Source organism: Frankia sp. R43 (assembly GCF_001306465.1).
In the GTDB taxonomy this organism is placed as follows: Bacteria; Actinomycetota; Actinomycetes; order Frankiales; family Frankiaceae; genus Parafrankia; species Parafrankia irregularis.
This window is the reverse complement of the sequence record NZ_LFCW01000007.1, coordinates 1-15,284: the sequence shown is the minus strand read 5'-3', so window position 1 is coordinate 15,284 and position 15,284 is coordinate 1. Positions and strand designations below refer to the sequence as shown.

Below are 15,284 nucleotides of genomic sequence, written 5' to 3'. Positions count from 1 at the left end.
CCGCGGAACCGGCCAGTCGGTACATCGAGCACCCGACAACTGCGCGACGTTCCCGCCGGGTCACCCATCAGCATCACGGCGGGCGTCTGAGCCTCGAACACCCCGGCTCTTCCTGAGGACCGCCACCGCGGGGGATCAGCACGGCGGCGCAGGACGCGCAGACGGCGGCACCGGCGGCGATCCAGAACGCCCGGGTGAACGCGCTGTCGGTGGGCAGTGGACGGCCCGCGCTCGTGCTCGACGCGAGCAGGGCGGCGACGACCTGCGAGCCCAGCGCCGCGCCGACCGAGCGCACCAGTGCGTTCACCCCGGTGGCCTGGCCTGTGGTCCGCGCCGGAACGTCCTCGATGATGATGGTGGGAACCACCGACATGCCGAGGCCGACGCCGGTGAAGACCACGGTCGTGAGCACCGCGACGACCACCCGCTCGCCGTGGTCCACCGCGAGCAGGGCCAGGCCACCGGCGGCGGTGAGGAACCCGGCCATCAGGGGAGCGCGCCGCCCGAGCCACCCGCTGATCCGCCCCGCGTACGAACCGGTGATCAGCATCGCCAGGGAGGCGGGCAGCAGCAGCAGGCCTGTTCCGGTGGCGTCCAGGCCGAAGCCGTAGCCGGCCGAGCGCGGCGCCTGCGCGATCTGCGGGACCAGGACGAACGCGCCGAACATGCAGCAGCCCACCAACAGAGTGGCGAGGTTCGTGGCCGCGACGATCGGCCGAACCAGCAGCCGGATGTCCACGAGCGGATCGGCTGTGCGCAGCTCGAACAGCGCGAACAGGGCGAGGACGGCCAGCCCGGCCGCCATCAGCCCGAGTGTCCGGGGACTGTCCCAGCCCCAGACGGAGGTCTGCGTCAGCGCGATGAGCGGGGCGGTCAGCCCGGCGGACAGCAGGAGCGCACCGGGCACATCCACCCGGCCCGGGGAACGGGACGCGGCGGAGTCCGGAGGCAGCCGCAGCGAGCCGGCCGCCGCGCCGGCGGACATGAGCGCACCGAGCCAGAAGATCCAACGCCAGCTGGCGTGATCGAGGAGCAGCCCGCCCGCGAGCAGGCCCGCGCCGGCGCCGATGCCGGCGATCGCGGCGATCAGCCCGACAGCGCCCGGGCGGCGGCGTTCGGGGAACGCCTCGCCGATGATGCCGAAGCAGAGCGGGAAGATGCCGCCGCCGGCGCCCTGCACCGTCCGCGCCGCCACCAGCAGCCAGATGTCGCTCGCGAGCGCCGACAGCACACTGCCCGCCGCGAACACGGTGAGGGCGATGACCAGGAGGCGCCGCCGGCCGTACATGTCGCCCAGGCGGCCGATGACCGGGGTGAGGATCGCCGCCGCGACCAGGTAGGCGCTGAACACCCACGTGACGTTCGCCGCGGTGGTGCCCAGGGCGTCGGTCAGCACGCCGACCCCCGGCACCACGGCGGTCTGCGCGATGGAGAACGCCGCCGCGGCCGCCGCCATGACGAGCAGGCTCCCGGTCGTGGACGGCGCCGGCGCGTCGAGTGCCGGCGGCGCCGTCGAGACCCCCGATGGCGCCGGTGCCACCGACGGTGGTGGCGGCGTGGGCACGGGTGCCGGGGGCGGCACCGGTCGGTCCTGGGCGGGCGGCATCAGGCGGCGGCTTTCTCCAGCACGTGCACGCCACAGGCGCTGCCCAGCCCGATGACATGGGCGAGCCCGACCCGGGCACCGGCGATCTGCCGGTCGCCGGCCTCGCCGCGCAGGTGATGGCAGATCTCCCAGACGTTGGCGATACCGGTGGCCGCGATGGGATGGCCCTTCGACTGCAGGCCGCCGCTGACGTTCACCGGGATCCGCCCGTCGCGCCAGGTGGCACCCGACTCGAAGAAGCCGACCGCCTCGCCCGGTGCGCAGAGCATCAGGTTGTCGTAGTGCACCAGCTCGGCGGTGGCGAAGCAGTCGTGCAGCTCGACGAGGTCCAGCTCCTGCGGTCCGATGCCGGCCTGCTCGTAGGCCTGGGTGGCGGCGGAGCGGGTGAGGGTGTTGACGTCCGGGAGCACCTGGCAGCCGTCCTGCCACGGGTCGCTGGTGAGCACCGACGCGCTGACCTTCACGGCCCGCCTGCGCTGCTCGGGGGACATCCGGCGCAGCCTGTCGCCGCTGACGACGATCGCCGCGGCGGCGCCGTCACAGTTCGCCGAGCACATCGGGCGGGTGTTCGGGTAGGCGATCATGACGTCGTTCATGATCTCGTCGAGGGTCAAGCGGCGGCTGTACGCGGCCAGCGGGTTCAGGGTCGAGTGCGCGTGGTTCTTCTCGGCGATCCGCGCGAACAGCTCGAAGCTCGCGCCCCCGTAGCGGTGCCCGTACTCCAGGCCGATCTGGGCGAACACTCCCGGCATGCTGTCGGTGCCGACCCGGCCCTCCAGCGGTGCGACCGCGCCGAACCGGCCTCGGCGCGACCAGGTGCCGTCGCCCGCCGACGCCTGACCGGGCGCGCCGAGCAGGCCGGCGCCGGCGAGCTTCTCGACACCCACGGCCATCCCGATGTCGGTCTCGCCGGCCCTGATCGCCATGATGGCGACCCGCAGTGCGGTCGCTCCGGTGGCGCAGGCGTTGGCGACGTTGTAGACGGGGATGCCCGTCTGCCCGATCTGTTTCTGCAGCAGCTGGCCGAAGCTGGAGCTGCCACCGGTCAGGCTGCCGGTGGCGAGCACGCCGATGTCGCGCATGGTGATGCCCGCGTCGGCGAGCGCCGTGGCCGCGGCCTCGGCGGCGAGGTCGATGCCGTCCTTGTCCCGGTGCTTGCCGAACCTGGTCATCGAGATCCCGAGGATCCAGACATCCTGGGCCATGGCCGTCCTTTCGATCTTCTCGACGAGCCCGGCGCCGGCGCCGGTGCCTGTGCCGTGGCTCGGGGGGACCCGTGGGCTGTCTAGACCGGCTCGAAGCCGTACCCGACGGCCTCGACCCCCGCGCTGTCGGCGCCCACGGGCACGGTGGTCAGCCGCACCTTCATGCCCAGTGTCACGTTCTCCGGGCGCGGCTCGACGTTCACGAGGCAGCCCCGCACCCTGGTTCCGCCGCAGTCGACGACGGCCGCGACGAACGGCACCGGGACACCGGGCGGAGCCATCGACACGATCGAGAACGTGTGGACGGTTCCCTCTCGCGGGACCGCGACGGCCCGGAACGCCGTCGCGCCGCACGACGCGCACGCGTTGCGGCGGTCGAAGAAGCGTGCCGAACACTGCTCGCACTCCTGGGCGACCAGCCGCGGCTCGCCGCCCAGAACCAGATAGTCCACCAGCGGAATCCGCTCTGCCACGAAGAACCCCTGCCCTCGACCCAATACTGAACCGCCGATGACGCGTGAATCACTCCTACGCCGTTGCGGACGAATTAACCAGCCTTTTCCGAATGCTATAACGCCCTCTCGCAGAAAGATCTACAAGGGTGTGACTGTCCGTATTCAGGATGGCCATATTTACACTAGGTTGAAGTACCTGTACTGTCAACCCGGTCGTGTGGAGGGAGGACGCCCATGAAGGTCGCGCTCACGGTCAGAGACTTTCTGGACCGGGCTGAGGCGGTGTATCCGGGTGCGTTGGCACTGGTCGACGAGCCCGGCCAGGCGGGTTCACTGGGCCGGCTGAGCTATGCCGAGCTGGCGGCACGTGCCCGCGGCGTGGCGGCCGGTCTGGCCCGGCTCGGGGTGCCGGTGGGCGGCCGGGTGGCGATCGTGTCGCCCAACTCGGGCCGCTTCCTGACCGCCTTCTTCGGGGTCTCGGGCAGCGGGCGGGTGCTGGTCCCGGTGAACTACCGGCTGGGTGCCGAGGAGGTGTCCTACGTCGTCGGCCACTCGGGCGCCGAGCTGCTTCTGGTCGACCCGGACCACGCCGACGCGCTGGCCGATGTGAAGGTCGCCCACCGGCTCGTGCTGGACGGGGTGTCCGACGCGGAGCTGTTCGCCCCGGCGGACCCCACCGACGCCGCCGCGTCCGCCGCGTGGGCGCAGTGGGAGCCCGACGAGGACGCCGTCTGCACGATCAACTACACGTCCGGCACCACGGCCCGGCCGAAGGGCGTCCGCCTCACCCACCGCACCTGCTGGCTGAACGCGGCCTCGTTCGGCTGGCACACCACCGTCACCGAGCACGACGTCCTGCTGCACACCCTGCCGATGTTCCATGTCAACGGCTGGGGGATGCCCTACGCGGTGACCGGCATGGGTGGCACGCATGTCGTGATCCGCAGGATCGACGGGGAGGACATCCTCACCCGGGTCGAGCGGGACGGGGTGACGCTGATGTGCGGCGCCCCGGCGGTGGTCGCCTCGATCCTCGACGCCGCGTCCGCGCGGGTCGCCGAGGGCCGCCCGGTCCCGGGCCGCGACCGGGTGCGGATCGTGGTGGCCGGGGCGCCGCCGCCCAGCGCGGTGGTCGCCCGGGTGGAGGAGCAGCTCGGATGGGAGTTCATCCAGATCTACGGGCTGACCGAGGCGGCGCCGCTGCTCACCGTCAACCGGGCCCGGCGCGGCTGGGAGAAGCTGCCGACCACCGAGCGTGCCCGGCTGCTGGCGCAGGCCGGTGCCCCTGCGCTGGGGGTCCGGCTGCGTACCGATGCCTCCGGCGAGATCCTCGCCCGGTCGAACCATGTCTTCGACGGCTACTGGGAGCAGCCTGAGCAGACCGCGGCGGCGATCCGGGACGGCTGGTTCCACACCGGCGACGGGGGCACGTTCGACGGCCCACTGCTCGCGATCACCGACCGCAAGAAGGACGTCATCATCACCGGCGGTGAGAACGTCTCCTCGATCGAGGTCGAGGACTGCCTCTACCAGCACCCGGACGTCGCCGAGGCCGCGGTGATCGGCGTCCCGGACGAGAAGTGGGGGGAGACGGTCAAGGCCCTGGTCGTGCTGCGTCCCGGCGCCTGCGCCACCCCCGCCGAGCTGATCGAGTTCTGCCGGTCCCGGATGGCGCACTACAAATGCCCGACCAGCGTGGAGCTTCGGCCGGCGCTCGAACGCACCGCGACCGGGAAGCTGCAGAAGTTCAGGCTGCGTGCCCCCTACTGGGCCGGCCGCACCCGCGAGGTCAACTGACATGCCCGGCGTGACCGGCCCCGCCGGCCTCGAGGGCATCCGGGTCGTCGACTTCGGCCACCAGATCGCCGGCCCGGTCGCAGCACTTCTGCTGGCCGAGGCCGGTGCCGACGTCGTGCACGTCGACTCGCCGCGCGCCGCGGCCGAGCCCGGTCCGCTCGACGCCTACGTCAACCGCAGCAAACGGCGGATCACGCTGGACCTGAAGCGGCCGTCCGACCGGGCGGTCGCGCTGGACCTGGTCGCCCGCGCCGACGTGCTCGTCGAGAACTTCCGGCCCGGGGTGATGGACCGCCTGGGCCTCGGCCCGGGTGCCACCCGTGCCTCCAACGAGCGGCTTGTCTACTGCTCGCTGCCCGGCTTCGCCGGCGATGACGAGAAGGCCACACTCGCGGCCTGGGAGGGAGTGATCCAGACGGCGGTGGCCGGCTACCGGCCGCTGAGCGAGCACTGGGACCCGTCGGGCCGCCGGCGGGTGCGGGTCGAGGACCCGGCCGCGCCGCTGTTCAGCCCGATCACCACCGCGTCCAACTTCGGGGCGCTGATGGGCGCCGTGTCGGTGGTCATGGCGCTGATCGCCCGGGAACGCTCGGGCCGGGGGCAGCTGGTCGCGGTCCCGCTGGCGGAGGCGTTCGCCGAGGCCTACAGCACGATGCTGGGCATGCGGGTGTACGAGAACCCGCTGATGGGCGACGGCCACCTGCTGCGTGACCTCACCTACGAGTGTGCCGACGGCGGCCTGGTCGACCTGTCGCCGTACGCGAAGTTCGTCATCCCGCTGCTCGTCGCCGCCGGGGTCGCGCCGGAGTGGGAGCGCCAGGGCCTGATCGACGTCGCCACCCGCGGCTTCGCGCGGGAGCACCGGGACCGGGCGATGACGATGTTCGCCGACCTGGTCCGCAGCCGCCCGGCGGCCTGGTGGGACGAGGTCGCGACCAGGGCCGAGACGCCGATGGCCATGGTCCGGACCCCCGCGCAGTGGGTCGCCAGCGAGCACGCGCACCTGTCCGGAGCCGTCGTCACCCTGGACGACCCGCTCGCCGGGCCGCTCGTGCTGCCGGGCCGCGGATTCGACCTGGGCCGGGCCCCCGCCGCGCCGAGGCCCCGGCACCTGCCCGACCAGGACCGCGGCGCCGTGCTCGCCGAGCTGCGTGAATGGCACTGGGCCGGGAAGCGGGCCACCCGCGGGCCAGCCGTGCCCGGGGCCGGGGTGTCGCCGTCGCGAAGCGGTGCGCCGCGGCCGCGCCCAGTGGATCTTCCGCTGGAGGGGCACTCCGTCCTCGACCTCAGCCAGGCGGTCGCCGGCCCGACGGCGGCCCGGGTGCTCGCCGACTTCGGCGCGGACGTCATCAAGATCGGTAACCCGGTGCCGGCGGTGACCGACGGCATCGTCGGCCAGCTCCACCGCGGCAAGCGCACGATCCTGCTGGACGCGCGGAGCGGGCCGGGCCGCCGGCTCGTGGCCGACCTGGTCCGTGACGCGGACGTGCTGGTCACCAACTTCACCCTCAGGTCACAGGCCCGCTACGGCATCAACCACGCGCGGACCAGCGTGCTCAACCCCGGCCTGGTGCACTGCTCCATCACCGCCTACGGCCACCACGGGCCCTGGGCGCACCGTCGCGGCTACGAGAACCAGTGCAACGCGGCGACCGGCATGAGCTGGCGCTACGGCGCGCGTTTCGGCTGGACGCTTTACCAGCCGACCCCGGTCAACGACGCGGACACCGGGATCCTCGGCGCCTACGCGGTGGCGGTCGCCCTGTTCGCCCGCCTGCGCGACGGCGCCGGCCAGCAGGTCGGGGCGTCGCTGGTGCAGGGGTCCACCTTCCACCAGGCGGTCCACCTGGCGGCCGAGGCCCAGGCGGCGGAAGGCAGCGGGCCGGACGCACTGCGCAACGAGCATGGCGCGACCGCCCTGGCGCGCTTCTACCAGGCGAAGGACGGCTGGTTCTTCCTCGCGGCCGGGCAACGGGACGTCAACGGGCTGCTGCGTGCCGTCGGCCTGGAGGCCACCGCGGAGCCGGGCGACGTCCTCGAGCCGGGCGACGCGGCGGACCCGGGCGGGGACGTGGAGACCTGGCGGGACCCGGGCGGGGACGTGGAGACCTGGCGGGACCCGGGCGGAGCACTCGCCGCGCGGCTGGCCGCCCGGTTCTCCGGCGAGCCGGCCGCGTACTGGGTCGGCCGGCTCGTCGACGCCGGCATCGGCGCGCACCACCACGTGCCCATCGACGACGCGGTCGGCTATCTGCACGGCCGCGGCGTGGTCTATTTCGAGCGCGGCCCGAACGGCGCGGACGTCCCACGGCCCGGCATCGGCCAGTGGCTGTCGGAGACGCCGCCCGTCGTGGGCGCCAGCCCCGGGCCGGTGGGCTCCCAGGCGGTGGAGATCCTCGCCGGGCTCGGGCTCTCCCCGGCCGAGATGGAAAGGCTGGCCGCGGACGGCGTCCTGTGCCTGCCCGACCGGCTACCCGAGCTGAAAAGGCTGACCTGAGCTATGAGACCACATCCGAAAGCGTCATCCCGGAAGGTGTTCCGTTGAACCGAGTCAAGGTTGGATTCATCGCACTCACTGGACTTCCGAAGAGTGTCTCCGAGGCCGAGTACCTCGAATGGCATGCGACCAGGCACATGCCGGAGCAGTTCACGGTCCCGGGGATCGTCAACGCCCAGCGGTGGCATTCCACGGCAGCCTGCCGCGCCCAGCGGGCCGCCCAGTCCGACGATCTGGTCGATGCCGAGAACCTCGTCTCGTACCTGCTGTCCGATCCGGTCGAGCAGAACCTGGCGGAGTTCCAGGCCCTGAACAGGAGGCTGAACGAGACCGGGCGGTTCATCGAGCCCAGCCCGTTCCTGATGCTCGGGGCGTACAAGCTGCTCGAACCACGTGCGGCGGAGCGCACCCTCATCTCCGACCACGCCGTCCCGTGGCGCCCGAACCTGGGGGTCTACCTCGTCGTGGAGCGACTCGACCCGGAGCGTGCCGAGGAGTACGACAGCGAGTTCCGCGGGGCCGGGGCGGACGGCCTGCTGTCCGTGCCCGGGGTGGCCGGGGTCTACCTGTACGGCACCGCACCCGGCTACCAGACCTCGCACCAGGTGGACCAGACGCACCGGGTCACCGTGGCCTACCTCGACGCCGACCCGGCGACGGTCGGGGCCGCCGTCCGCCCGCTGCTGGAGGAACGCTGGAAGGACAGCGGTGTCGAGCCGGTGTTCGCGGGCCCCTTCGAGTCGGTGGTGCAGTGGAACTGGCAGCGGTTCACCGAGCCCGAGCAGGTGGCGGGCTCGCCGTCCTGACCGTTCCCATACTGCGACGGCACGTGGCTGTGTCCGTAGCCTGCCACGGATTGGCGTCGATCAGGATCGCTGGTGGGCAGCCGGGGAGGCTCGCGCTCCACGAACGCGGCCGGACCTCCGAGAGCCCGGTGGCCCGGTTTGGTGAGCCGCAGGAGTGAAGGATTTTGGTCGTTCCGACGACCAAAATCCTTACTTCTTGCGGGTTGCCAGGCGAATCTCTGACCCTTTTGCGGCTATTGAGTCGAATTGCCGGTGCTGCGCGACGGCGCGGGATCGATCAGGAGCGGCGGCCCACGGCGCCGCAGGCGTGCAGCTCGTCGATGAGCGAGGCGCTGAGCCCGGCCTGCGCCAGCACCGCGCGGGTGTGCTCGCCGACCGGCGGCGGGGCGTAGGTCGGGCCGGGCGGGCGTTCGCCGGATTCGTCCCGGATGCGGACCGGGGATCGGGGAACCGTCAGGTCACCGACCTTCCGCAGCAGCCCGCGGGCCGCCACCTGCGGGTCGTTCGGCAGGTCCGGCCCGCGGTTCACCCGCACCACGCTGGCCCCGAGCGGCCCGAGCTCGGCGGCCCAGTGCTCGGCCCTCCTGCTCCGGAAGCGTTCGGCGAGCCGCTCGGCCACGGCGTGCGGGTCCTCCCAGCGGCGCAGGGAGCCGGTCAGGTCGGGCAGTCCGATCCCCTCGCACAGTGCGTCCCAGGTCCGCGGCTCCGCGGCGGTGACGGCGACCCAGGTGTCGTCCGCGCACTCGTAGACGCTGCGGTCGGGTCCGAACGGGACACCGCGGGGCCCGCGGTCGATGATCCCGTCGGCGGACGAGAGCAGCCAGGTGGACGCCTCGGACAGGCTGATGTCGAGCTGGGAACCCGTGCCGGTGCGGTCGCGTTCACGCAGTGCGGCGAGGATCCCGACGCTGGCCGTGAGCGCACCGACGGGGATCGACAGGATCAGCTCCGGATGCCACGGCTGCCGCGGGTTCAGCGCGGTGAGCAGCCCGGAGTGCGCCGCGAACGACAGGTCGTGCCCGGACCACTGGGCGTAGGGGCCGTCCTGGCCGTAGCCGGTGATCGAGCACCACACCAGGCGTGGCGTCTCGACCGCCGCGTGCTCGTAGCCGAACCCGCGCTCCGTCAGGACACCTGGACGCTCGTTCTCGACGAGGACATCCGCGTGCGCGGCGAGCGCCCGCAGCACCTCCAGCCCGCGCGGGTGCCGCAGGTCGAGCGCGAGTGAGCGCTTCCCGCGGTTGAGCCCGATCGGACCGTCGAACTGCCGCCCCTTCGGTGACTCCACCCGGATGACGTCGGCGCCGAGGTCGGCCAGCAGCACGGTGGCGAACCCGCCGGGCGGCAACCGGGTGAGGTCGAGCACGGTCACACCGCTCAGGGGCAGTGCCGCCCGCGGAGCCGGCGCGGATGTCGGTTCGGGCATGTGATCTCCTCGGGTCGGGCCGGGACGAGCCAGTGGGCACAGCGGGTGGATCAGCCCGGCGACGGGTCGGCGCCGGGGTGGATCAGGGCAGCCGCGGCAGCACCTCGTGCTCGAACAGCCGCAGGCTGGACCAGGCCAGGTCGATCGGCATCCCGCCGCAGAGCGGGTGGAAGTTGGCGAACGGGCTGGGAGAGGCCCGCAGTTCCGTGACGAGTTGGTCAGGGGTCACCACCCGGTACTGCCCGGTCGCGCGCAGCGCGTCGACGTCGGGCAGCACACGGTAGGGGCTGCCCCCGTCATCCTGCGCCTGCCAGGCCCCATAGGCGTTCGTCTGGTAGAGGAAACAGGGACCCATCTGGTCCCAGCCCTTCTCCGGGTCCTCGGCGAGGGCGACGGTCCGCGTCGTGCCGATGGGGCTCGGGCCCGGATCGGGCCGCCCGAGCCGCTGCACCTCGTCGCGATAGAACTCCCAGACCGTCGGGTCCGTCGGGATGAACCCGTCGGCGATGCGGGCGGCCCGCCGCGCGGCCGGCTCACTGCTCCCGCCGAGTGAGATCCACGGGCCGCCGGGACGGTACGGGGCGGGAGTGAGGTGGACCCGGCGGCCGCGGTGGTCGAACGGGAGCCCGGTGAACGCGGCCTTGAGCGTCGTCACCGCCTCGGTGACCCGCCGGGGCCGCTCCCGGGGTGACACGCCGAACAGGTCGAACTCCTCGCGCACGTATCCGCCGGCGATGACGACGTCGACCCGGCCCCGGCTCAGGTTGTCCAGGACGATCAGATCCTCCGCCAGCCGCAGCGGGTCGTGGAACGGCGCGATGAGCGCAGCGATGCTGAACCGGACGGTCCGGGTGCGCGCGGCCATCGCGGCCAGCATCGTGACCGGGCTCGGCAGGTACCCGTCGGCACAGCCGTGGTGCTCCGACACGGTGATGCTGGCGCAGCCCAGCCGGTCGGCCCACTCGGCCATGTCCAGCGCCGCGGCGTACCGATCCGCGGTCGTGGTCCCGGCGAAGGCCGGGTTCCGGAAGTCGAAGCGCATCGCGAAGCGCATCGATGTTCACCTTCTTCCGCTGCTTCCGTGCCTTCGGTGGGTGCCGGTACCGGGACTGTCCGTCCCGCCCGGCACCCACCGCGTGTTCGTCGGGACCGGTGCGACGACCGGCACGATGTCCAGGCGCCCAGGAAGGTCCAGGCGCCCAGAAACGACTAGGCGCCCAGAAACGACTAGGCGTCCAGGAACCGGCTGAGGTTGTCGCGCATGATCTTGCGGACGGTGGCGTCGTCGAGATGCCTGATCTGCGAGACGTACTGCATCGGGTCGGGGATGCCTTCGGAGTGCGGGAAGTCCGACCCGAAGACGAGGCAGTCGCTGCCGACGACGTCCATCGCCTTGGAGACGTTCTCCTCGGGGAACGGCGCGATGACGCAGCGCTCCTTGAAGATCGACGACGGCCGCCCGGGGAGCGTGCCCCACCTGGGCCGGCGGCCCAGCAGCATCGCGTGGTCGAGCTTGCGCAGCAGGTAGGGCAGCCACACGGTGCCGAACTCGGCGATGAGCACCCGAATGTTGGGGAAGCGGCCGAACAGGTTGTGGAACACCATGGCGGTGACGGTGTCCATGATCGGCCGGTCACCCCAGTAGGAGACCCACTGGAAGCCGTCGAAGTGCTGGTAGCGGCCGTTCGGATCCTCGCTCCACTCGGCCCCGTGCCGGGCGTAGGTGCCGCCCAGGTGCACCGCGACCCGGGTGTTGGTCTCGTTCACGAGGGACCAGAACGGGTCGAAGTACGGGTCGAACGGCGACCGGCCGTAGGCGGGCCCGGGCGGGAGGTCGACGAACCGGGCACCGCGGTCGAGGACCCGCCGCAGCTCGGCGACCGCGCGGTCGACGTCGAGCAACGGGATCGGCACCGGGACGAGGATCCGGTCGTCGTGGGAGTAGCCCCAGTCCTCCCACAGCCAGTCGTTGTACGCGCTGTTCACCGCGTAACCGGCCTCGATGTCGCCGCGCCCGAACGCGCTCTCCCAGCCGGTCCCGACGGCATGCAGCACGGCGAGCTCGACATTCTGCAGATCCATCAGCGCCAGCCGGGGATCCTTCTTCTCGAAGGCCGGGCGCATCGCGTTGTATCGCTCCACCAGCTGTGCCCGGCTGAGCTGGTCGAGATCCTTCATCGGGTTGAGCCTGTTGAGCATCGCGCCTGGAATGGGGATGCTGCCCGCCATCGCGGGCAACTCGGTGATGTCCACACCGCCGTGGCCGCCCTCGGGCTGCGAGTGGACGCCGAGTGTCCGCCGCTCGTGGTCGGCATCCTCGTCTTCCTCGTGTTCTTCCTCGGTGAGCATCCGCGGTTCTCCGGGCAGCCATGCACGGTCGATCATTTCGGCCGACAGGTATCGCGTGACCGCGTCCGAAGGTGCGTAGAGATGGTGGTCCGCGTCGAATATCCCGTAGTCGAGGCTCTGCTCGAGATCTGCCACATAGATTCCGCGCGTCCCAAGCTGGGGGCTGTCAGGCAACGTTCCTCCAGGAGACTTGTCCTGATCACCAGATTTGAACTCAGTCTAACTCTGGTGTGCATGCCGACGCCACCCCGCAGCGTTGAAGTGGGGCTGCCGCGCCCTGGATTTCGCTCGCCTTCAGGCCGGTCGTGCCCGCGGGATTGTCACGCGTCGGCACCGTCGACGGCCCCGAGGCAGCCCAAAAACGGGAGGGGGCCCGTCGGTGTGTGCTGGCCAATGCCAGTGAATGCCATCCGGAACGTCGCGGACGGCATTGCCCGCGGGCGTGTGTTCAGCCCGGGCGGGTCAGAGCGGTCGGGTCAGAGCGGAAGCTCGTTGTCGGGGTGCAGCCCGGCGACGACGATGGCCGCGCGCCGGTAAAGGGCCTGGTTGAGCCGGTTGAGCCGGCCCTGGGACCATTCCATGATGGAGTCGACGACCAGGGCCTCCAGGATCTGCGCCATCTCCGATGCCTCGATCTGGCCGGTCACCTCGCCCTTCTCCTGGGCCCTGGCGAAGAGCTTCTCGAACGCCTCCGCGAAGGCCGGGCCCTCGTAGGACGCGACCGACCGGTTCGGACGCCGGAACTCGGCGAGGGCGCGGCTCACCGCGGCCGGCGGGGTTCCCTTGATGTTGCGAGCGAGTGCGTTCATGACGGTACGCAGTGAGTCGTTGATACCGCGGTCCGCCCGGACGCAACGATTTGCCGTGTCATTGAGGATGGTTGCCGTCTCGACACCCATCTCAAGCAGGATGTCCTCTTTGTGAGCGAAGTGGAAGTAGAACGTCCCCTTGGTCACGCCGGCGGCCTGGCAGATCTCCTCGACCTTCGTGTCCTCGATACCGGTCTCGAAACCGCGCTCCGTCCACAAATGCAGCGCGGAACGGACCAGCCGGCGCCGGGTCTCCCGCGAACGCTCCTGCAGAAGCCCTGCCCGCCGCCGCGGCTCATTCGAAATGCTCACCGTCCGGAGTATACCTGTGTGGTCCCCGCCGGAAGACCACCGAGATGCATACGGAGATGACCTGCCTCCTCGTGCCGCCGCCCGCCACCGAAGCCACGGAACACCCGCGAGACGCACGCCACACCGGCATGCGTGCGGGCTGCCGCCGGTTTCAGTTTTTCTCCAGCCACTCGCGGGCGCTGCGCTGGACTTCGCTGAAAGGCCGGCCCCGGTCGAAGCTCGGCTCCCGAGGCAGGCCGAGGACTCGTTCGCTGATGGCGTTGCGCTGCATCTCGTTGGAGCCGCCGGCGATCGACCACACCCGGCTGTTCAGATATTCGAGTGCCGCCCGCTGACCCGCGTCGTCCCGCCACACCAGCGGCTGCCCCTGCCCGATTTCCAGCATGAGCCGGGCCCGCTGCGGGTTGTACACGCCGGCCGCGAGCTTCCAGTAGGAGGCGATGCCGCTCGCGGGCCTGTCGCTCGTCCGCAGCAGGCCGGTGATGCGCCGGCCCAGCTGGCCGCGGGCCCAGTCCGCGGTGTGGATCCGGGCGAGTGCCTGGCGGGCGACGGGGTCCTGGGCCCGCCCCGCGGCCCGGACCAGGTCGACCAGGAACGGGTCGATGGTGGCCGGGTCGGTCTCCGGCATGTTGACCGGGTCGTCGCGCCCCGCGCCCCGCTCGACCAGCAGCATGGTCTGCGCGACCGCCCAGCCGTGGTCGACCTCGCCGATCACCTCGTCGTCGCTCACCCGGACCTCGTCGAGGAACTCCTGGCAGAACTCCGCCGCACCGGTGATCTCGCGAACGGGCCGGATGGTCATGCCCTCGCCGCGCATCGGGACGGCGAACCAGGTGAGCCCGCGGTGCTTCGGCGCGTCCCAGTTCGTCCGGGCCAGGCACAGGCCGTAGTCGGCGTAGGAGGCGCCGCTGGTCCAGACCTTCGACCCGGTGATCAGCCAGCCGCCCTCGCCGTCGCGGACCGCCCGCGTCGTGATGCCGGCCATGTCGGAGCCCGCGTCCGGCTCGGAGAACAGCTGCACGAACAGCTCGTCCCCGGCGAGGATGCGCGGGACGTGCCGGGCCAGGAAATCCGGCGAGGCATGCCGCAGCAGTGTCTGGCTGACCGGGCCGTAGGTGGTGCCGCCGGCATGGCCGAGGTCGGGCATCCGGTACGGAGCGGCCTCCTGCCCGAACGCCCGGGCATGGGCGTCGCTGAGCCCCTGCCCGCCGTACTCCTTCGGCCAGTTGATGCCGGCGTACCCGGCCTGGTAGATCTTCCGCTGCAGCGCGCGTTCCGGCAGATACTCCTCGGCACTGTGGGTGCCCCCGCCGCGGACCGGACCGGCCGGCCCCGCCTCGCGGCGCTGCAGGTTGGCCGCCAGCCACCGCCGGGCGGCCAGCCGGTACTCCTCGAGATCCGGTTCGCCGGGATCCGGTCTTCCCGGAGCTGTCTCGCTCACGATGACGCCTCCTTCGCTTCCCATGGAGCCTGGGTGCCCGTGGAGCTTCGGTGCCCGTGGGGCTCCGCTTCTCGTCCGACGCCGTCCTGCTCAGACACCGGACAGCTGACAGACCCGCTCGCGGTGCCAGGTCGGCGTGCCGTACAGCGCAGCGTCGGCGGTCAGGCGACGCAGGTACAGGTGGAAGTCGTGCTCCCAGGTGTAGGAGATACCGCCGAAGTGCTGCCAGCAGTTGTGCGCGAGCTCGATCGCGGCGTCCGAGACGAACGCCTTCGCCAGGCTCGCCGCGTGCGCGGCCCGTGCGGCCTCCACCGGGCCCCGGTCCTGGGTGGCGATCGCGCGGGCAGCCGCGGTCACCACCGCGTGGCTCATCTCCAGCGCCAGGCTGCTGTCGGCCAGTTGGTGCTTGATCGCCTGGAAGGAGCCGATGGGCCGACCGAAGGCGACCCGGTCCTTGCAGTCCGTCATGGCCCCTGGTGGGGCCACCCGGGACAGGGTGAAAATGTGGTGGGGCGTTCGGTCGACGTCGTTAGTACTTGGTGCTGTGAGCCCGGGTTGCAGTCGGACGCTGGAGGCCGCCT

12 protein-coding genes are annotated in these 15,284 nt (G+C 71.6%); 3 read left to right on the top strand and 9 right to left on the bottom strand.

Annotated features, from left to right (window positions below; genetic code table 11):
* Positions 1-73 precede the first annotated feature (73 nt).
* The 3 genes from ACG83_RS27740 to ACG83_RS27730 form a co-directional block, all read right to left on the bottom strand.
* Positions 74-1,582, bottom strand: a complete 1,509-nt coding sequence (locus tag ACG83_RS27740) for an MFS transporter (RefSeq protein ID WP_235498231.1) — start codon at positions 1,580-1,582, stop codon at positions 74-76.
* Between the two features lie 23 nt (positions 1,583-1,605).
* Entirely contained in the window at positions 1,606-2,811 is a 1,206-nt protein-coding gene (locus ACG83_RS27735; RefSeq protein WP_054569212.1) for a thiolase family protein, read from the bottom strand.
* An 80-nt stretch (positions 2,812-2,891) separates the two neighbouring features.
* A complete protein-coding gene (locus ACG83_RS27730; protein ID WP_054569211.1) occupies positions 2,892-3,284 on the bottom strand; it encodes a Zn-ribbon domain-containing OB-fold protein in 393 nt (130 codons plus the stop codon).
* A gap of 216 nt (positions 3,285-3,500) precedes the next feature.
* Between ACG83_RS27730 and ACG83_RS27725 the strand changes: the two genes are divergently transcribed.
* From ACG83_RS27725 to ACG83_RS27715, 3 genes are read left to right on the top strand one after another with little or no spacing between them, the layout of a single operon-like run.
* Positions 3,501-5,063, top strand: a complete 1,563-nt coding sequence (locus tag ACG83_RS27725) for an AMP-binding protein (protein WP_054569210.1) — start codon at positions 3,501-3,503, stop codon at positions 5,061-5,063.
* Position 5,064: 1 nt separating this feature from the next.
* The gene (locus tag ACG83_RS27720) at positions 5,065-7,560 is read left to right on the top strand and encodes a CoA transferase (protein WP_054569209.1); all 2,496 of its coding nucleotides are present in this window, start codon (positions 5,065-5,067) and stop codon (positions 7,558-7,560) included.
* Between the two features lie 44 nt (positions 7,561-7,604).
* Entirely contained in the window at positions 7,605-8,366 is a 762-nt protein-coding gene (locus ACG83_RS27715; RefSeq protein ID WP_054569208.1) for a hypothetical protein, read from the top strand.
* A gap of 277 nt (positions 8,367-8,643) precedes the next feature.
* Here ACG83_RS27715 and ACG83_RS27710 read toward each other — a convergent pair whose 3' ends face one another.
* The 6 genes from ACG83_RS27710 to ACG83_RS27685 all read right to left on the bottom strand — a co-directional run.
* Positions 8,644-9,792: a CaiB/BaiF CoA-transferase family protein gene (locus tag ACG83_RS27710; protein ID WP_054569207.1), complete on the bottom strand. Its 1,149-nt coding sequence runs from the start codon at positions 9,790-9,792 to the stop codon at positions 8,644-8,646.
* Positions 9,793-9,874: 82 nt separating this feature from the next.
* Entirely contained in the window at positions 9,875-10,846 is a 972-nt protein-coding gene (locus ACG83_RS27705) for an LLM class flavin-dependent oxidoreductase (protein WP_054569206.1), read from the bottom strand.
* A gap of 173 nt (positions 10,847-11,019) precedes the next feature.
* Entirely contained in the window at positions 11,020-12,276 is a 1,257-nt protein-coding gene (locus tag ACG83_RS27700; RefSeq protein WP_235498230.1) for an amidohydrolase family protein, read from the bottom strand.
* Positions 12,277-12,617: 341 nt separating this feature from the next.
* A complete protein-coding gene (locus tag ACG83_RS27695) occupies positions 12,618-13,262 on the bottom strand; it encodes a TetR/AcrR family transcriptional regulator (protein WP_083473619.1) in 645 nt (214 codons plus the stop codon).
* A gap of 151 nt (positions 13,263-13,413) precedes the next feature.
* Complete coding sequence (locus ACG83_RS27690) at positions 13,414-14,706, bottom strand: acyl-CoA dehydrogenase family protein (RefSeq protein WP_054569591.1); 1,293 nt, start codon at positions 14,704-14,706, stop codon at positions 13,414-13,416.
* A gap of 87 nt (positions 14,707-14,793) precedes the next feature.
* The coding region (locus tag ACG83_RS27685; RefSeq protein WP_255354781.1) for an acyl-CoA dehydrogenase family protein at positions 14,794-15,284 on the bottom strand (491 nt) is incomplete at its 5' end.